The 16,481-nt window shown below is 67.2% G+C and carries 17 protein-coding genes; 4 read left to right on the plus strand and 13 right to left on the minus strand.

All coding sequences use genetic code 11. From position 1 onward, the window contains the following. Positions 1-91: 91 nt before the first annotated feature. The 7 genes from trpA to ACYVN4_RS01200 all read right to left on the minus strand — a co-directional run bounded on the left by trpA (position 92) and on the right by ACYVN4_RS01200 (position 5,469). Positions 92-901: a tryptophan synthase subunit alpha gene (gene trpA, locus ACYVN4_RS01170; RefSeq protein ID WP_460717335.1), complete on the minus strand. Its 810-nt coding sequence runs from the start codon at positions 899-901 to the stop codon at positions 92-94. Beyond that, a complete protein-coding gene (trpB, locus tag ACYVN4_RS01175; RefSeq protein ID WP_460717336.1) occupies positions 898-2,139 on the minus strand; it encodes a tryptophan synthase subunit beta in 1,242 nt (413 codons plus the stop codon). The genes trpA and trpB overlap by 4 nt, the downstream gene beginning before the upstream one ends. Before the next feature lie 93 nt (positions 2,140-2,232). Beyond that, entirely contained in the window at positions 2,233-2,397 is a 165-nt protein-coding gene (gene trpM / locus ACYVN4_RS01180) for a tryptophan biosynthesis modulator TrpM (protein ID WP_460717337.1), read from the minus strand. Between the two features lie 23 nt (positions 2,398-2,420). Beyond that, a complete protein-coding gene (locus ACYVN4_RS01185; protein WP_460717338.1) occupies positions 2,421-3,212 on the minus strand; it encodes a maleylpyruvate isomerase N-terminal domain-containing protein in 792 nt (263 codons plus the stop codon). Positions 3,213-3,272: 60 nt separating this feature from the next. Beyond that, a complete protein-coding gene (locus ACYVN4_RS01190; protein WP_460717339.1) occupies positions 3,273-3,911 on the minus strand; it encodes a TetR/AcrR family transcriptional regulator in 639 nt (212 codons plus the stop codon). 60 nt (positions 3,912-3,971) lie between these two features. Beyond that, positions 3,972-4,796, minus strand: a complete 825-nt coding sequence (locus ACYVN4_RS01195; protein WP_460717340.1) for an alpha/beta fold hydrolase — start codon at positions 4,794-4,796, stop codon at positions 3,972-3,974. A 46-nt stretch (positions 4,797-4,842) separates the two neighbouring features. Beyond that, on the minus strand, positions 4,843-5,469 hold the full coding sequence (locus ACYVN4_RS01200) for a TetR family transcriptional regulator (RefSeq protein ID WP_460717341.1): 627 nt from the start codon (positions 5,467-5,469) through the stop codon (positions 4,843-4,845). A 118-nt stretch (positions 5,470-5,587) separates the two neighbouring features. On the opposite strand from ACYVN4_RS01200, the gene ACYVN4_RS01205 reads away from it, so the two are divergent. Next, entirely contained in the window at positions 5,588-7,357 is a 1,770-nt protein-coding gene (locus tag ACYVN4_RS01205; RefSeq protein WP_460717342.1) for an AMP-dependent synthetase/ligase, read from the plus strand. Between the two features lie 37 nt (positions 7,358-7,394). On the opposite strand, the gene ACYVN4_RS01210 is transcribed toward ACYVN4_RS01205, so the two are convergent. Then, positions 7,395-8,213 (minus strand): alpha/beta fold hydrolase, encoded by an 819-nt coding sequence (locus tag ACYVN4_RS01210; RefSeq protein ID WP_460717343.1) that lies wholly within the window; start codon positions 8,211-8,213, stop codon positions 7,395-7,397. 128 nt (positions 8,214-8,341) lie between these two features. On the opposite strand from ACYVN4_RS01210, the gene xylA reads away from it, so the two are divergent. Beyond that, positions 8,342-9,520 carry a xylose isomerase gene (gene xylA, locus ACYVN4_RS01215; RefSeq protein ID WP_460717344.1) on the plus strand — a complete coding sequence of 393 codons (1,179 nt, stop codon included), beginning with the start codon at positions 8,342-8,344 and terminating at the stop codon, positions 9,518-9,520. Positions 9,521-9,651: 131 nt separating this feature from the next. Beyond that, on the plus strand, positions 9,652-10,827 hold the full coding sequence (locus tag ACYVN4_RS01220) for a GGDEF domain-containing protein (protein ID WP_460717345.1): 1,176 nt from the start codon (positions 9,652-9,654) through the stop codon (positions 10,825-10,827). Between the two features lie 28 nt (positions 10,828-10,855). Here the strand turns inward: ACYVN4_RS01220 and ACYVN4_RS01225 are convergent, their stop codons facing one another. The 3 genes from ACYVN4_RS01225 to ACYVN4_RS01235 form a co-directional block, all read right to left on the minus strand. After that, positions 10,856-11,437 (minus strand): hypothetical protein, encoded by a 582-nt coding sequence (locus ACYVN4_RS01225; protein ID WP_460717346.1) that lies wholly within the window; start codon positions 11,435-11,437, stop codon positions 10,856-10,858. A 155-nt stretch (positions 11,438-11,592) separates the two neighbouring features. After that, positions 11,593-12,366, minus strand: coding sequence for a helix-turn-helix domain-containing protein (locus tag ACYVN4_RS01230; protein ID WP_460717347.1), 774 nt, complete (start codon positions 12,364-12,366; stop codon positions 11,593-11,595). Positions 12,367-12,429: 63 nt separating this feature from the next. Then, on the minus strand, positions 12,430-13,266 hold the full coding sequence (locus ACYVN4_RS01235; protein WP_460717348.1) for a hypothetical protein: 837 nt from the start codon (positions 13,264-13,266) through the stop codon (positions 12,430-12,432). Between the two features lie 104 nt (positions 13,267-13,370). Between ACYVN4_RS01235 and ACYVN4_RS01240 the strand changes: the two genes are divergently transcribed. Then, positions 13,371-13,979: a DUF2867 domain-containing protein gene (locus tag ACYVN4_RS01240; RefSeq protein ID WP_460717349.1), complete on the plus strand. Its 609-nt coding sequence runs from the start codon at positions 13,371-13,373 to the stop codon at positions 13,977-13,979. Between the two features lie 124 nt (positions 13,980-14,103). Here the strand turns inward: ACYVN4_RS01240 and ACYVN4_RS01245 are convergent, their stop codons facing one another. Then, a complete protein-coding gene (locus ACYVN4_RS01245; protein WP_460717350.1) occupies positions 14,104-14,697 on the minus strand; it encodes a TetR/AcrR family transcriptional regulator in 594 nt (197 codons plus the stop codon). Positions 14,698-14,708: 11 nt separating this feature from the next. Continuing rightward, on the minus strand, positions 14,709-16,466 hold the full coding sequence (locus ACYVN4_RS01250; RefSeq protein WP_460717351.1) for an N-acyl-D-amino-acid deacylase family protein: 1,758 nt from the start codon (positions 16,464-16,466) through the stop codon (positions 14,709-14,711). Between the last annotated feature and the right edge of the window lie 15 nt (positions 16,467-16,481).

Raw genomic sequence — 16,481 nt, forward strand, 5'->3', positions numbered from 1 at the left:
CTCGTGATCAGGGACGCGAAGAGGTGGAGCGACGACGCGATCCGAGACTACGCCCGCCCGGGGACGGGCGTAGTCGCTGGTCCGGATGCCGCTAGCGCCGGACGGCGGCGGCGAGCTCGGCGGTCAGGGACCGCAGCGCCGTGTGGCCCGCTGCTGCGTCGGGTGCGTTCAGTAGCGCCGCGACCAGGGCCGAGCCGACGATGACGCCGTCCGCGTAGGCGGCGACCTCGGCGGCCCGGGTGGCATCGGAAATCCCGATGCCGACGCACACCGGTAGATCGGTCGCCGCCCGCACCCGCCGGACCAGGGTGTGTGCGGCCTCGCCCGTGGACTCGCGGGTGCCGGTGACGCCCATCAACGCCGACGCGTACACGAATCCGGTACCGGCCGAGGTGATTTCGTCCAGGCGCTCGGTGGTGTTGCTCGGCGCTACGACGAAGACGGTCGCCAGATCATGGGCGGCCGCCTGGGCGCGCCACGCCTCGGATTCCTGGACGGGGAGGTCCGGCAGGATGCAGCCCGCGCCACCGGCTGCGGCCAGTTCGGTGGCGAAACGTTCGATGCCGTAGCGGGACACGGGATTCCAGTACGTCATCACCAGGACCGGTTTGCCGGTGGCTCGATGCGCCTCGCGGACGGTGCGCATGACATCGGCGATCTTCAGGCCGCCGCGCAGGGCGATATCGTCGGCCGTTTGGATGACTGGGCCGTCCAAAACCGGATCACTGTGCGGCAGACCGATTTCCATGATGTCTGCGCCCGCGTCCAGGACCTCGGTGATCGCGGCGATGCCGCCGTTGACGGTCGGGAAACCGGCCGGGAGATAGGCGATCAGCGCGGCGCGGTTGTCCGCCTCGGCCTTCGCCAGGGTGGTCTGCAGTAGCTGGATATTCCCGCTCACTTGGTGCCCTCCTCGGCCTTGTCGCGGCCGAAATACTCTGCGGCCGTTGCCATGTCCTTGTCGCCGCGGCCCGAAAGATTGACCAGGAGCAGTCCGTCGGGGCCCAGTTCACGGCCGACCTCGAGGGCTCCGGCCAGTGCGTGCGCGCTCTCGATCGCCGGAATGATGCCCTCGGTCGCGGACAGCAGCCGAAACGCCTGCATGGCAGCGTCATCGGTGATCGGGCGGTATTCGCCGCGTCCGGAATCGTGCAGGAAGGCGTGTTCGGGGCCGATACCCGGGTAGTCGAGTCCGGCCGAGATCGAATGGGCCTCGGTGATCTGACCCTCCTCGTCCTGCAGCACGTACGAGCGCGAACCGTGCAGGATGCCGGGTTCTCCGGCGGACAGGGAGGCCGCGTGCTTGCCGGACTCGACCCCGTGACCGGCGGCTTCGCACCCGATCAGCCGGACGTCCGCGTCCGCGAGGAAGGCGTGGAACAGGCCGATCGCGTTGGAACCGCCACCCACGCAAGCGATTGCCGCGTCGGGCAGGCGCCCGGTGCGTTCCAGCAGTTGCCTGCGCGCCTCCACACCGATGACCCGCTGGAAGTCGCGAATCATGGCGGGGAAGGGATGCGGGCCCGCGACGGTGCCGAAGATGTAGTGGGTGTCCTCGACGCTGGAAACCCAGTCGCGGAACGTCTCGTTGATGGCGTCCTTGAGCGTGCGGGATCCGGAGGTCACCGGAATGACCTGCGCACCAAGCATTTCCATCCGGGCGACATTGAGCGCCTGGCGCTGGGTGTCGACTTCGCCCATGTAGACGACGCATTCGAGGCCGAACAGCGCGCACGCGGTCGCGGTCGCCACCCCGTGCGAGCCCGCCCCGGTCTCGGCGATGACGCGGGACTTGCCCATGCGCTTGGCGAGCAAGGCCTGCCCCAGCACATTGTTGATCTTGTGCGAGCCGGTGTGATTGAGGTCCTCGCGCTTGAGGAACACCCGCGCGCCGCCCGCATGCGCGGCGAAGCGGGGCACCTCGGTGAGGGCCGTCGGCCGTCCCGCGTAGTTGGCCAGCAGCTCCTCGAGGTCCGCGACGAAGCCGGGATCGATCTTGGCCTTCTCGTACTCGACGGCGACCTCGTCGACCGCGGCGACGAGCGCCTCGGGAATGAATTTGCCACCGAAATCGCCGAAATACCCTTCGGCGGTGGGGATTCGGGCCTCAGGGTCCGGGATGAAGAATTCTCTGGTCATGGTCGACCCACTCCTGATCCGGGGCTCGGGCCCCGGTGATGCGGCTGATGATGGACACGAGAACGCGCCGATCCGCACCGAAAAATGGATCCCTCAGAAACCCCGGACGATGCGCGGCGCACAAAGCCATCGCATCCCGTTGACCTGACCGGGCTCGGACCCGATCACATACCGCACCCGGCGTCCGTGCACCCGCCGCGCAGGCGCCCGACAGCCGCGCGGGCGGCATCCGGGAGCGAGTCGTGCGGCGATGGGCATGCTGCCGACAATAGCCCATGCCCTCAGACGAGGTCGATCGCGTCCAAGAATCGGGTGGCCACTTCGGTATCTCCGGTGATGGCCACATCACACTCGCGCCAGGGTGCACGGGTGGTGGCCCACAGCGGGAATTCCGTTGCGGGCGTGACAATTCGAGTCGCCGCCCCCTCCGGCGCACCGCGCTCGACCCGGATGGTTCGGCGCGGATCGGGGTGAACGCCCCAACTGCCGCCGCCCGGCCCGGTGAAGGTCAGTGCGACGGGTGCGTCGAGCCACGCCAGGCGCTCGCGCTGCGATTGTTCGAGCAGCACCGTGAGCCAGTCCAGAATGGCCGCCATGCGCGCTGCGTCGGTCGGCGGATGCGGCCGCCCCAGTGCCGCCGCGATGTCGTGGCGCAAATGGGTATGCCAGTCGAACACGTACAACGCCGGAAAGATCCGTAGGGGATAGCGCCCGAGCTCACCGACCCGCAGCGGTACCCGTTCGATCCCGGGCCCAGTCATCACCCTCAACGCGGCGACCCCGATCCGAGTCCACCGCGCGAAGTACTCCATCACCCCCTGCGGCGACCGCCCCCGCAAACCCGCAACCGCCTTCTCGTTGAGCGTCTCCACATCATCGGTCCGCATGAACGCGACAGCCGCCGGCGTCACCACCGTCCGCATATCCGAAGCCATATGCGCGACAACATCTTTGACGCTCCAGCCGTCGGCTGTGCTGTCCGCCCGCCACTCGGCGTCACTGAGATCCCCGCAGAATTCCAGCACGGCCTGCCGCTCGGCCCGCAATGCGGCCAGATACTCACTGCTCAGCATGGAACTCACTCCCGGTTTTGGTTCGATTCCCACGGTCTCACAATGCGCAGTGCCGCAGTGCTATTCGCCCGAGGTGCCCGCCGGGTTGAAATGCTCGGTGATGATGGTGTGGGCGAAGGCGAGGAGGCGGGGGCGGGTGAAGACTTCGGGTTCGGAAAGGATCATGCGGCCGGCTTCCCAGGCGAGGGTGAAGATGACTCGGGCGGTTACTTCGATGTCGGTGCCGGGTGGGGTGGGGGCCTGGCGGAGGTAGTCCTCGAAGAGGGTGGTGGCGGCCTTGCGTTGTTCTTCTACTCGGCGGCGGAATTTCGGGGTGGCGCTATCGACCAGGCTGAAGGCGGCTCGCCAGCGGTCGGGGGCGGCTAGGACGGCCGTGAGGAAGCCGTCGAGGTATTCCTGCAGGGCGGTGGCTGGATCGTCGGATGCGCGCAGGGCGTCCATCAGGGGTTGCACCTGGGCGACGGCGGCGGCCTGCTCGCGGTCGAGGGACGCGCGCAGGATGTTGTCGGTGTCGGTGAAGACGCTGTAGACGACCGGGCGGGTGACGCCGACCTCGCGGGCGACGGTGTCCATCGAGACCTTGTGAATGCCTTGTTCCACAATGATTTTCAGGACGGCGTCCAGTAGTTGCTCGCGACGTTCCTCGGGGGACATGCGCGGCGCGTAGGCCTTGCTCCGTCGTGGCGGTGCGCTGGTCACGGTGCTCCCTTCGCTACGAATACTGCACTCACTGTAGCTACTGGGCTTCGGGCGGTCGGCTCAGCTGGCCCGCTGCGCGGTCGTAGCGCGGGTAACCCAGTCGATGATGGTGCCGGTGACCATGGCGGGATCGTCGAACATGGGGACGTGGCCGACGCCGGGGTGGATGTGCCAGGTGGCCGTCGGGGCCAGGGTGCGCCAGGGGTCGGAGTAGCGGGGCATGGTCAGGAGGCGGTCGTGCTCACCCCAAGCCATGAGGATGGGGATGCCGAGGTCGCCGTAGGGCTCGGTCTGCGCGAGCATGGGGCGGGGCAGGTCCTCGAGGAGCGTGCAGGCGAGCGCGTCGTAGCAGGTGTCGAGCGCCTGCTGGGCCGTGAGCCGATCGCCGTGCTCGCAGACGATGCGCATCAGGTTGCGGCGCAGCGCGGGCACCCGCATGACGGCGGGCAGCGCGAAACGACCGAGCAGCAGGTTGCGCCGCATCGTGTGGAAGATCGCGGGGACACGTTTTTCGGCCGGGGTCCAGCCACCGGCGGGGGAGAGGGCGACGACGCTGCGGGCGCGACCGCGGCGGGCCAATTCCATGGCGCCCCAGCCGCCGAGGGAATTGCCCACGATGTGGGCGGTGGCCAATCCGGCCTCGTCCATGGCGGATTCGACCGCCGCGACCATGCCGTCGATGGTGAGCGGTCGCACGCCGGGATGCCCCGCGTGCCCGGGCAGGTTCGGGGCGAACACCTCGTAGCGGTCGATGAGGTTGGGCAGCAACGATTCCCAGCAGCGCCAGGAGCTGGTGGCGCCGTGCAGCAGCATCAGCGGCTCGCCGGAACCCGCGTGAAAGTGCGGGAGGGGAGTCGGCCGCAGCCGTCCGTCAGAGTTCGTCATCGTTGACGAGTCCTTTCTGTATTTGTTGCTGCCCAGCGTCTTTCGACTAGGCCGTCGAGGGAGGATCGGGTGCGATGAGCAGGACCTTGGACAGCTCACCGAGCGAACGGGCGGTCTCCGCGGGTGTACCGGCGGGCCGCAGCATGTGGCTGAACACGAGCCGGATCACGCTCTCGGCGAAAAACGCGACGTCCACCTCCGGGCGGATCAGGCGGCTCCAGTGCTGTTCGGCGAAGGCGACATAGAAGTGGGTAGCGGCCGTGACGTAGGGCGCGGAGCCGGTGGTCACCAGCGAGAGCAGCTCGCCGGGCTCGTCGGCCGGGGCGTCCAGCACGGAACGGAAGAGCGGGTCCTCCGTGGCGGCGGTGAGCAGGAATTCCGTCACCGTCTCGATCGCTGCGACCGGATCGTCGCGGTGCTGTTCCAGTAGCGCCCCGGCTTCGCCGAGATAGTGGTTCGTGTACCGCCAGGCCATCGACTCCAGCACTCCGGCCTTGGACTCGAACTCGTTGAAGACCGTCCGGCGGCTGACGCCCGCGCGCTCCGCGATATCGGTCATGCGGATGCTCTTCCACTCCGCTGACCCGGCCAGTTCGGTGGCCGCCGCGAGGATGCGCTCGCGCACCAGCTCCCGGGCGGCGGCGCGCAGGGAAGGGGTTCGGCTGCTCGTCACCGTCGACATTCTTCCCTCCCGTCGTCGTCCCGGATTGCCTGTAACCAGTCGTTGCACTCTTACGTACCAATAGTGCACGCTTAGCACTATCTGGTCAACGAAGTGCAGAGGATTGGGTATGAGCGACACCTTCGCCGCGGCGGCACCGACGATGTGCGCGGCGTTTCAGGACACTGTCCGGCGACATCCGGACAAGATCGCGGTCCGCACCCCCGGCGAGGGGGTGGCCCTGACCTTCCGGGAGTGGGACGAGCAGGTGCGCGCCCTGGCTGCCGGGTTCGCCGCACTCGGCGTCACCCGCGGCGACAGCGTGGCGTTGATGATGACCAACCGGCCCGAGTTCTATCCGATCGATGTCGCGCTGCAACACCTCGGCGCGGTCGCGTTCTCGATCTACAACACCTCTTCTCCGGAGCAGATCGGGTACCTGCTGGGCGACTCGGGCGCGAAGGTCGTGGTCTGCGAGGAGCAATTTCTGACGAGAATCCTGGCGAGCAAGGACCGTGCGGTCACCGTCGTCTGCCTAGGCGACGCGCCGGAGGGCGTCATCGCCATCGACGATGTTGCGGCCCAGGGCGATCCGAATTTCGACTTCGACAGTGCCTGGCGGGCAGTGCATCCCGAGGACGTGCTCACCCTGATCTACACCTCGGGTACCACCGGCGACCCGAAGGGCGTGCAGCTCACGCACGCCAATGTGCTGGCGATGGTGGATGGCACCGAGCAGAAGGCCGGTCTGACCGACGCCGATCGCCTGCTGTCGTTCCTGCCGTCGGCGCATGTGGTGGACCGCTGGTCGGCGCTCTACAACCTGCAGGTCGTGGGTGACCAGGTCACCACCGTCGCCGATCGTGGCGACTTCCTCACCGGTCTGGCCGATGCGCGACCCACGATTTTCGGTGCGGTGCCGCAGGTTTGGCAGAAACTCCGCGCGGGCATCGAACAGCGGGTCGCCGACTCGACGGGCGCCCGGGCGGTGCTGGCCACCTGGGCGCTGCGGGTCGGCCGGGCGGCCTCCGACGCCCGCCTCGACGGCGGCGCGCCGAATACCCTGCTGGCGCTGCAGGAACGGGTGGCCGACACCCTGGTCCTGGCGAAGCTGCGCGCCGCGATCGGCCTGGACGATGTCCGGATCGCCATCTGCGGCGCGGCCCCGGTCTCACCGGATGTACTGCGGTTCTTCCACGGCGTCGGTATCCCGCTCTCCGACGGCTGGGGCATGTCGGAGCTGTCGGGCATGGCCACCTTCAGCCCGCCCGGGCAGATCCGCCTCGGTACCGTCGGCACGGCCCTGCCCGGCAGCGAGCTCATGATCGCCGACGATGGCGAGGTCCTGGTGCGCGGCCCGGTCGTCATGAAGGGCTATCTCGGCAAGCCCGAGCAGACCGCGGAGGCTCTCGATCCCGAAGGCTGGTTGCACACCGGCGATATCGGCGAACTCGACGCCGCCGGTTATCTCACGATCGTCGACCGCAAGAAGGAACTCATCATCAACGCGGGCGGCAAGAACATGTCGCCGTCGAACATCGAGAACTGGATCAAGGCGTTCTCGCCGCTGATCGGTCAGGCCGTCGCCATCGGTAACAGTCGCAAATACAATGTCGCGCTGATCTCCCTCGATCCCGACAGCGCCGCCGCGTACGCCGAGAAGTCCGGCCTGACAGCCGATCCCGGCGTGCTGGCCAAGGATCCCGGTATTCACGCGCTCATCGAAGCGGCTGTCGCGCAAGCCAATGCGAAGCTGTCGCGGGTCGAGCAGATCAAGAAGTTCACGATCGTCCCGGACTTCTGGGAACCTGGTTCCGACGTCCTCACCCCGACCATGAAACTGCGCCGCAAGCCCATCGACACCCGCTACGCCGACGCCATCGAGGAGCTCTATCGCTGACGCGTAGAAGAGCTCTCTCGCTGGGCAAGGCGGTCGGTCAGGACTTGATGAAGTCCAGGATGTCGGCATTGAGCTGTGCCGCGTGCGTGATCATGATGCCGTGACCGGTCCCCGGGTATTCCTTGTAGGTGTTCACGGGGATGAGGTCCTTGGTCTTGCGGCCGCAGATGTCGATGTTTGCGGAGGCGTCGGCATCGCCGTGAATGATCATGGTGGGCACCGTGACTTCCCGCAGTTCGGCACGGAAGTCGGTGGTGAAGATGGTCTCCATGATCTCGTCGGCCGCCAGCAGTGAGCAGTCCATGCACTTCTGGATCATCCAGGCGATGCGTGCGGAGGAGACCTGGTTGCCCAGGTGAGTCGCGAAGAACGCCTGGGCATTCTGTTCCATCCACAGCGGACGGTCGGCGGCGCGGGCGGCGTTCACCGCGTCGGCGATGGCCTTCGGGACGCCGTCCGGATTGTCGGCGGTCTGCGCCGGGAACGGCAGGGTCGCCGAGACCAGCATGATCCGGTTGATCCGCTCGCTGCCGTGCCGGGTCAGGTACCGGATGAGCTCGCCGCCGGCCATGGAGTGCGCGACCACCACGACATCACGCAGGTCGAGGTGTTCCAGGAAGGCCGCCAAATCCTCGGAGAGGGTGTCGTAGTCGTATCCGTGCCCGACCCAGTCGGACTTGCCGTGGCCACGCCGGTCGTAGGACAGCGTGCGCAGTCCCTGTCGGGACAGCGGCAGCATCTGCAGTTCCCAGGAGGTGCTGCTGAGCCAGCCGCCGGCCAGGAACAGCACCGGCTGTCCGGTACCCCAGTCCTGGTAGTGCAGGCGGGTGCCGTCGTGAGAGTCGAAGTAAGGCATGGGATTCTCCTGCTCTTTCCACGTTGTTCGTACTGATCACAACGTTATTGAGGTGCGACGGGCAGGGAATCTGTCGCGCTTAGGTAGTTTCGACCGGTACCTGTCGGTCCCAGTCGTAGCATTGCTTGATGAGGCCGACGCTCGCGGACAAGTTCTCGTTCGGATTGTGGACGGTTGGGTGGCGGGGGCGTGACCCGTTCGGGGACGCCACGCGGCCGGAGTTGGATGCGGTGGAGGCGGTGCATCGGCTCGCGGAGTTGGGGGCCTACGGTCTGAGCTTCCACGACGATGACCTGATTCCGTTCGGTGCGTCCGTGAGTGAACGGCAGCGGCGGGTCGAGCGGTTGGGAAAAGCCTTGGCCGAGACCGGATTGGTGGTGCCGATGGTGACCACCAATCTGTTCACTCATCCGGTGTTCAAGGATGGCGGGTTCACCAGCAACGATCGGGGTGTGCGTCGGTTCGCGCTGCGCAAGGTGCTGCGCAATATCGAGTTGGCGGCCGAGGTGGGTGCGCGGACCTATGTGTTGTGGGGTGGGCGTGAGGGTGCGGAATACGACAGCGCCAAGGATGTGCGCGCGGCGCTGGATCGTTATCGCGAAAGCGTCGATGTCCTCACCGAATTCGTGTGCGATCGCGGCTACGAGATGCGTTTCGCGATCGAGCCGAAACCGAACGAGCCGCGCGGTGACATCCTGCTTCCGACCGTCGGGCATGCGCTGGCGTTCATCACGACGCTGGCGCATCCGGAGTTGGTCGGGGTGAATCCCGAAGTGGGGCATGAGCAGATGGCGGGGTTGAATTTCGCGCACGGTATCGCGCAGGCGTTGTGGCAGGGCAAGCTGTTCCACCTCGATCTCAACGGTCAGCGTGGCATCAAGTACGACCAGGATCTGGTCTTCGGGCACGGCGATTTGATGAACGCCTTCGGTTTGGTGGATCTGTTGGAGAATGGCGGACCCGACGGGACACCCGCCTATGACGGTCCGCGGCATTTCGATTACAAGCCCTCGCGTACCGAAGATAGTGCGGGGGTGTGGGATTCGGCGGCGGCCAATATGCGCACGTATCTGTTGTTGAAGGAGCGGGCCCGCGCGTTCCGGGCGGATCCCGAAGTGCAGCAGGCGTTGTCGGAGGCCGGGGTCGGCGATCTGCGCACCCCGACGCTGGCCCCGGGCGAGAGCTACGCCGATCTGCTGGCGGATCCGGAGTTGGCAGACTTCGACCCGGATCGTGCCGGGCAACGCGGGTACGGGTTCGTCCGATTGAACCAGCTCGCACTGGAACACCTGCTCGGCGCGCGGTGACCGGAATCATCCGCCCATCGGCCCGTCCGCGAACTCACGTTGCGAAACTCGCGAAATGCTCATAGCCTGCGCAAAGAGGCTCGAAACACGCCAGCCGAACCACTGGATCTCCTGACGCCCCGAGGCGGTTCATGACCGACGCTCGCACGCTGTATCGAACCTGGTGGCGCGACCGGGTCGATTACCGCTGGCTGGTCGACACCCTCCAATCCCACTCCGCACTACGCGGTTTCAAGATCATGCTCGGTGCCGGGGGCATCGTCATGCTGCTGATCGCGGTGCTGGCGGCCGTCGCACAGGGCGATCTCTCGGGACCGTTGGGCTGGCAGGGCGCGGTGGAAGCCACCGTCGCCGGGGTGTGGACGTTGCGCTGGTGGTTGCTGCCGTGGCCGCGGGAGATCGAATCGCTGGTCTGGATCGCCCTGTTCGACCTGGACACCGCCGCCAATGATCTGCTGGCCCACGACCGGGTCGTCGCCGTGCTGGGCATCGTGCTGCTGATGGCGATGGGCGGCTACGTGACCGTGTTCCACGGCCCGCGGGTACTGGCCCTGCATGTCGCGTGGTCGATGCTGACGGCGGTGATGCTCGGCGGACTGATCGCCGCGGGCCGACTGCCGAGCACCGGGCGCGGCGAGGCGGGCGGCGGCCGCTACCAGGATCTGGCGCTGGGTCTCGACATCATCCTGGTGATGGTCGTGGTGGTCGGCGTCATCCTGCCGTTCGTGCAACTGTGTCACTGGATCGTGCGGGTGGACGCGCTGTCGGATCCGCTGACCACACTGCTCAATCGCCGTGGCCTGGATTCCTCGCTGGTCGCGCACGTCGGCCGCTGCGGCCGCCGGTCGGTGTACGTCGCCTCGATCGATCTGGACCGGTTCAAAACCATCAACGACACCTTCGGCCACCCCTTCGGTGACGAGGTGCTGGTGCAGACCGCGCAGCGCCTGCGGGCGAACGCCGACCCGGACGACCTCGTATCCCGCACCGGGGGTGAGGAATTCGTCGTCGTCGGCTGCCTGCGGGAGAATCCCGCGGCCATCGGTGAGCGTCTGCGGGCCGCCATCGCGACCACGCCTGGCCTGCCCGTCACCATCACCGCCAGTGTCGGCGTGGCGATCCTCGACGCCTCCCGACCGGACGCCGAATGGACCGAGTCCGCCTTCCGCCGCCTGCTGCACGCGGCCGACTCGGCCATGTACCGCGCGAAACGCCTGGGCGGCAACACCTTCGTCGTCGCCGACGGCGACGAACCGATCCCGAATTTCACACCCCATCCCCTCCCCGAGCTGCGCCGGGCCGAATGAGGCAGCGCGCTCGGGTGGGGGTGGATGGTCAGGGGAGCACCCAGCCGATCAATGCGCCGACGGCCGCGCCGATGACACCGCCGGGAATGGCTCCGATCACGCCGAACGGCAGGCCGAGCAGGATGCCGATACCCAGACCGATCAGCGCACCGACGCCCGCGTTGTACTGGTGCCGGTTGAGATCCGCTGCCGCATCGACGAATTGGAGCTCTGCCTGCGGGCGCTGCTCGGGCGTCAGCAGCGGAGCGCCGACCGGCGTCAGGGTCAGGCTGTGCCCGGCATCGGTGATGAGGGGTGTCAGCGGGTAGGTGGCGCCCGCGAACGTGACGGCCAAGGGCAGGGAGTCGATTCGGGTGCCGGTCGCGTCGAGCAGTGACACCGTCTTGCCGTCGTCGGACGGGGCGAATCGTCCCGTGTCGACGGTGGTGGTCACGCTGCTGTCCACCGGGTTCAGGCTGGTGGCGAACGGCAGGTCGTGATCGATCCCGTGGGCGGCGGCATCCGATCGGGCCGGCTGGATCGTGACGGGCCGGGCGTGCGCGATGCCGGCGGTGAGGCCGGTGAGAGCGGCGGTGAAGGTGGCGGTGGCGGCGAGCATCCGGAACTTCATGGGGTCTCCAATCGTCGGTGCCTGGGGGTGATTGGAGTAAGCATCCGGGCTGGTCAGGGGGTGGTGCAGCAGCCGTTTGGCCGGGATTGGGGGTTGTCGGCGCGCCGAATGGCGGGTGCAATTGGACGTTTGATCAGGATGTCCGGGTGGGGTGGCTATTCGAGCAGATCGTTCTCCCGCAGGCGGCGCGCGGTCAGCGCGGCGGCGAGGCGCAGCAGGCCGAAGGATTCGCGCACACTGAAGCCGAGTTCGGCCTCGGCGCGCTCGATCCGGGTGGCGACCGAGTTGTGGTGCAGATGCATTCGGCGGGCGATATCGCGCAGCGAGGCGCCGCCTGTGAACACCTCGAGCGTGGCCAGTAGGTCTTCCCCGGTGGATTCGGCCGCGAGTCGGTCCAGCGCCTCCACATCCGCGATCCCCGTGATGTCGGCGCTGGCGACGTGCCGGGCGATCAGCTCGAACGCACCCATATCGGCCTGGTAGACCACCGGCCAGGAGATCGGCGAATGCCGAAAAGGCTCGGTGCGCAAAGGGATCGAGAACCGCAGACAGGCCAGCACACTCCGCCATGCCGCCGCGCACTCCGATGCCTCGCGGGCCGGGCCGACCGCGATCCGCGCATCCGGAACCGGGACGATGTCTCGATCGACCCGCGCGGTAGTGGCAATGATGTCGACCGGTCCCAGCGCCGCTGAGCGAGACCAGATCCCCGGACCGGCGATTTGCTCGCTCACCGACTTGGTGGCCGAGACCGGTCCGGCGACCGCGATCAACGCCACCTTGGTGGAGGGCGTGATGCCGAGCAACCGCAAGGCCCTTGCCCGATCCGATATCGCGCTCCCGGCGCTGATCACCACCTCCAGCAGTGCTGGATCACCCAGTGTCAGATCCGAATCCTCGAACCCGTCCCGACTTTCCTTCGCACCCATGCCCACCACCTCGTCTAGCGGACGACCTCGGCGTATTAGCTAAACATTAACCGCACGGGTGACTTATCGATCGCGAGTGTCCGCGGTCGCAGCGGTCAGTAGGCGGATGAGGGCGTCGGTGCGAAAGGCGGTGGGCGGGACGGTCGGTCCGGCGTAGCGCATGGCGCCGTCGGCGATGAGGGCGGGGAGGCGGGGTTCTTGCAGGGTTTCGGCGGCGAAGCTGTAGATGTCGTCGAGTCTCGGCACGATCAGGCCGTAGTCGATCATTCGGGCGATGCGGCCTTCGAGGGCGATCACGGTCTCGACGGAGATGTCGTGCAACGGGTAGATCTCGGGGAACACGTTGCGCAGGTTCAGGAACAGGCCGACCGACCGGGTGCGCGGATCTCCGATGCGAGGGCCCAGCCGGGCGAACCGGCCGAGGGCCAGTTCCGGCCGCTCGATCAGTGCGTGTGTGAACAGCATGCGCACCAGCGTCACATTGATCATGAATCGCTCTGCCGCACACTCGTTTTCGGCCAACTCGACCTGGTCGAGATAGCCCGAGACGACACTGCGGTTGTGGGCCCGATACCAACTCGACGGTGACGGCGTGGCCAGAAACTCCTGCCACCCCTGTGCCCCCGCCGTCGACGCCGTCCCGCCGTCGGCGGCGAGGATCCGCCCCTCGACCTTGTCCAGCAACAAGCGGTCGTTGACCGCCCGCCACCAGGGGCTGCCCGTCTCGGGATCCAGCACTCCGCGAGCCAATTCCCAACGTAGGAAGGCCAATTCGGCGCGTCCGTAATCCGCCAGCTCGGCCGGGTAGGATTCGGCCGCGAGCGCGACCCGACCGGTGGGATCGTCGCGAACGGCGTCGACCCGCCGTTCCGCCTCATCGGCCGCGAACCTGGATTTCATCACCGCTCAGCGTACCGGCGGCCGGGTCCGGTGCGCGATGACCGCGGCGACCCGCCGATCGGTCGAAAGGGTCTCGAAGGCCTGCGAACTGCGAGACTCGATGAATGGCTCGAACCCAGCTGAGGTTGCCGAAATCCGCGCACACGGCCCGGCGTTGGCGGATTCACCAGATTGCCGATGACTTCCGCCTCGAGGACGTGTGGGCGTTGCCGACGCCCGGCGGCGCCGACGACTTCCCCCGCCTGGTGCGGCAGCTCGCCGCAGGCGCCGGGGACGACGGTTCCCGGATGGTTCGTGCCCTGTTCGCCGTTCGGTGGAAGCTCGGACGATTGTTCGGCTGGGACCGACCCGATTTCGCGGTCGGTGTTCGGGTGCCCACCTTGCGTGACAGGCTGCCCGCCGATCTGCGCGATGCTCCGCCGGGTCCGGACCTCCACGCGATCCCGTTCACCTCGGTGTACCTGACGCACGACGAGTGGGTATCCGAGAGCGCCAATCGGACGGTGCACGCGGTGCTGCATGTCGGCTGGGTGCCGGATGAGGTGCCCGGTGTCTACCGCGGCCAGATGGCCATGTTGGTGAAACCCAACGGTGTGCTCGGGCTGGCCTATATGGCTGTGATCGCGCCGTTCCGCCGCCTGATCGTGTGGCCGTCGATGATCCGGAAGATCGGGCGTGAGTGGCAGAATCCACGAAATCCATCGGCCGAGTGAGGGAATTCACGCCCTCGGCGTCACTCGCGCGTCCGATAGAATCGAATTCGCAAGGGCGGTGCGGGTCGAGAGATCCCGATTGCCTGCTTGTCCCGCCGGTGAAGGCCGCCGACGCAGCCGTGCACTAGGGGATGAGTGCGTCGATCATGGTGGTGAGCAAGCGGATTCGGCGTTCGGTGAGTTCCGGGTACGGGCGCACATGCCGGAAGAGATGTTCGGCGTCGAACATGTCGCTGACCATGAACACGGCGGTCATGAAATCGGCCGGGTCGAGTTCGGCGGGTGGCTTGATGACATCCAGGGCGAGCTGCAGGATGGCGGCGCCGTAGCCGAGCAGGGCGGGCTGCAATCCCGCTCGGAGTTGTTCGTCGGTGCGGGCCGCCAGCTGCAGTTCGAAGATCACCGTATTGGTGCTGTTGCCCGCGAGCTCGTAGTGCAGCCGCAGCACGGTTTCGACGGTGCGTTCCGGTTCCGGGATGGCTTTGAAGCGGGTGTCGAATGCTTCGAGTTGTCGCCGGAACGCCTCCTCGACCACCGCGATCATGAAGTCGGTCGCGGTTTCGAAGTGCCGGAACAGCGCGCCGTACGACAGCCCCGCCTGCGTCGAGATCGTCTTGACCGAGGCCCGGCCGTAACCCTTCTCGGCAATGATCTCCATCGCCGCGTCGATCAGCTTGGCGATGGTGGCTTCGCGCCGTTCGCGCTGTGTGCGGCCCATGGCCGCTGATCCTAGGGTTTGCGGGCGGGCTGATGCGCACGCAGGAACTGCCCGGTGCCCCAGTCCGCTCCGAAACCGCTGCTGAATTCCCCACGGCGATAGACGGTGACGCCGTTGACGAGGGTGGCGACGACCGCCGCGTCGTTGCGATTGACCATGCGGGTGAGCCCGAACTCCGGCATCGGGTTCTCGTGCAGTTCGTGCACGGTCCGATCGAGACCGTTCGGGTCGACGATCACCACGTCCGCGCGGTCACCCTGGCGCAGGTGCCCGGCATCGAGCCCGTACCAGTCCGCGAGCTCGCCGGTGAGGCGGTGCACGGCGTGCGCCACGCTCATGAACGGCTTCCGCTTGCCCTGCGCGGCCCGCACCCGTTCGAGCAGTCGCAGATGGTAGTTGTAGAAGGCCATATTGCGCAGGTGCGCGCCGGCGTCGCCGAAGCCCATCTGCACGCCGGGGTTGGTCGCCAGCTTGTCGAGATACTTGGGGCGATCATTGGCAATCGTGGTGCGCCACCGCAGTTTCGGGCCGTACTCCACGACCAGATCCAGGTACGCGTCGACCGGGTGCAGGCCGCGGTCCCGGCCGACCCGACCGATGGATTTGCCGATCACGCTGGCATCCGGGCAATCCACGATGGTGGCGTCGAAAAAGTCCCGATGCCAGATCCGCGGACTGAACTTGTTGTCGTAGTCCTTGCGGAACCGGCGGCGATACTGCTCGTCGCGCAACAACGCGTTGCGTTCGACCTCGTCCTTCAGGTGCAGGGCCGCCGCGCCCGCCCCGAACTCTTCGAACACCACCAGGTCGATGCCGTCGGCGTGGACGGTGAACGGCACCGGCAGGTGCTGCCAGCGGAAGTCGGTGCGCGCGAAGCGATTCAGCAGCGGCGCCGCGTACATCATGAAGTACACGATCGGCGGGTACGCCTTCGAGTCGGCCGCCGACAGCAGCGAGGTCCGCAGCGCGGGCCGCCGGAACAGACCGGAGCTGGCGGCGAAGAACTTCGCGATATTGGGCCGGAAATTGATGGTGGGCGCGCTCTGCAGGATGCGGCCGGTGCGGCGCAGAACCGCATTCAGCGCACGGAATTCCCGGCCGCGGGCATACGTCGACGGCAGTGAGCGAGAGCGGTAGATCTCGCCGTCGATCTTGTCGAGGGTATTGGTCATCGAGGACATGCCGAGGAAGCCCGCGTCGACGGCCTGCTCCAGAAGTGTTTGCATGCGCTCGATTTCGGCCGCCGAGGGCCGGGTGGCGCGGGTGACCGCACGCTCCAGCCCGAGCACATGCGTGCGCAGGTCCGAATGTCCCAGGAACGCGGCCACATTCGGCCCCAGCGGCAGCCGCTCCACCGCCGCGACATACTCGGCCGGACCGCTCCAGTCCCGATGCTGTTCCAGCACACCGTGAACCGCCTCGCGGGGCACCGCCTCCACCCGGCTGAAGAAGTCCGCGCAATCCTCGTTGGACGCCAGGATCGTCGACAGCGAGCAGTTCCCGATGAACACCGTGGTCACCCCGTGCCGCACCGATTCCGGCAGGCCCGGCTGCGCGAGCAGTTCCGCGTCGTAGTGGGTGTGCACGTCGACGAACCCGGGCAGCACCCATTTGCCTTCGGCATCGATCACCTCGGTATCCGGGCCCGCTGTCAGCGGTCGTTCGGACACGGACTCCAGGATCCCGTTCGTAATCCCCAGGTCGCGCTGCTGCGGCGCCGCTCCGGTCCCGTCGAACCAGAGTCCGTTGCGCACGATCGTGTCGAACATGGGGCATGCCTCCCG

It is taken from the genome of Nocardia heshunensis, from assembly GCF_054782115.1.

What these genes read in the sequence shown, in the direction of transcription:
- trpB (WP_460717336.1), bottom strand. Translation starts at nt 2,139, where the DNA reads ATGACCAGAGAATTCTTCATCCCGGACCCTGAGGCCCGAATCCCCACC.
- trpM (WP_460717337.1), bottom strand. Translation starts at nt 2,397, where the DNA reads ATGCCCATCGCCGCACGACTCGCTCCCGGATGCCGCCCGCGCGGCTGT.
- ACYVN4_RS01185 (WP_460717338.1), bottom strand. Translation starts at nt 3,212, where the DNA reads ATGCTGAGCAGTGAGTATCTGGCCGCATTGCGGGCCGAGCGGCAGGCC.
- ACYVN4_RS01195 (WP_460717340.1), bottom strand. Translation starts at nt 4,796, where the DNA reads ATGACGAACTCTGACGGACGGCTGCGGCCGACTCCCCTCCCGCACTTT.
- ACYVN4_RS01205 (WP_460717342.1), top strand. Translation starts at nt 5,588, where the DNA reads ATGAGCGACACCTTCGCCGCGGCGGCACCGACGATGTGCGCGGCGTTT.
- ACYVN4_RS01210 (WP_460717343.1), bottom strand. Translation starts at nt 8,213, where the DNA reads ATGCCTTACTTCGACTCTCACGACGGCACCCGCCTGCACTACCAGGAC.
- xylA (WP_460717344.1), top strand. Translation starts at nt 8,342, where the DNA reads ATGAGGCCGACGCTCGCGGACAAGTTCTCGTTCGGATTGTGGACGGTT.
- ACYVN4_RS01220 (WP_460717345.1), top strand. Translation starts at nt 9,652, where the DNA reads ATGACCGACGCTCGCACGCTGTATCGAACCTGGTGGCGCGACCGGGTC.
- ACYVN4_RS01225 (WP_460717346.1), bottom strand. Translation starts at nt 11,437, where the DNA reads ATGAAGTTCCGGATGCTCGCCGCCACCGCCACCTTCACCGCCGCTCTC.
- ACYVN4_RS01230 (WP_460717347.1), bottom strand. Translation starts at nt 12,366, where the DNA reads ATGGGTGCGAAGGAAAGTCGGGACGGGTTCGAGGATTCGGATCTGACA.
- ACYVN4_RS01235 (WP_460717348.1), bottom strand. Translation starts at nt 13,266, where the DNA reads ATGAAATCCAGGTTCGCGGCCGATGAGGCGGAACGGCGGGTCGACGCC.
- ACYVN4_RS01240 (WP_460717349.1), top strand. Translation starts at nt 13,371, where the DNA reads ATGGCTCGAACCCAGCTGAGGTTGCCGAAATCCGCGCACACGGCCCGG.
- ACYVN4_RS01245 (WP_460717350.1), bottom strand. Translation starts at nt 14,697, where the DNA reads ATGGGCCGCACACAGCGCGAACGGCGCGAAGCCACCATCGCCAAGCTG.
- ACYVN4_RS01250 (WP_460717351.1), bottom strand. Translation starts at nt 16,466, where the DNA reads ATGTTCGACACGATCGTGCGCAACGGACTCTGGTTCGACGGGACCGGA.